Below are 357 nucleotides of genomic sequence, written 5' to 3'. Positions count from 1 at the left end.
GTGTTGACCTGCCGGTGCTGCACATGGACGCCATCGTTCGCGGCCAGGGCATCGGCGTACTAGCGCACTGGCTGGTGGCGCGGCGCGAGGCGCACCACCCGGGGCAGCTCGCGCCTTGCCTACCGGCCTGGCAGGCGGCGCCCCTGCCGGTCACCCTGCTCTACCCCTTCGGCCACCAGCCGCGGCGGGTCACGGCGCTACTCGACTTCTTGCGCCAGGCGGTGCCCGAGGCGTGGCGGCGGGCGCCCCGGGCGGCCTGACCTCGCCCTTGCCGCCCACCCTGGCCTTGCGGACAATAGTGCGCCCTGACCAACAAGGACGCCTACATGCTTGCCGAACTCTTCGCCGTGATGGCCC

At 72.5% G+C, this 357-nt stretch carries 1 pseudogene; it reads left to right on the top strand.

Annotation, left to right across the window (positions count from 1 at the left end):
- Window positions 1-260: pseudogene (locus J5F18_RS06530) on the top strand (LysR family transcriptional regulator); the annotation flags it as partial.
- Window positions 261-357 lie beyond the last annotated feature (97 nt).

It is taken from the genome of Halomonas sp. BM-2019, assembly GCF_017584085.1.
The sequence above is the reverse complement of the archived record's forward strand: the minus strand, read 5'-3'. Positions and strand labels throughout refer to the sequence as shown.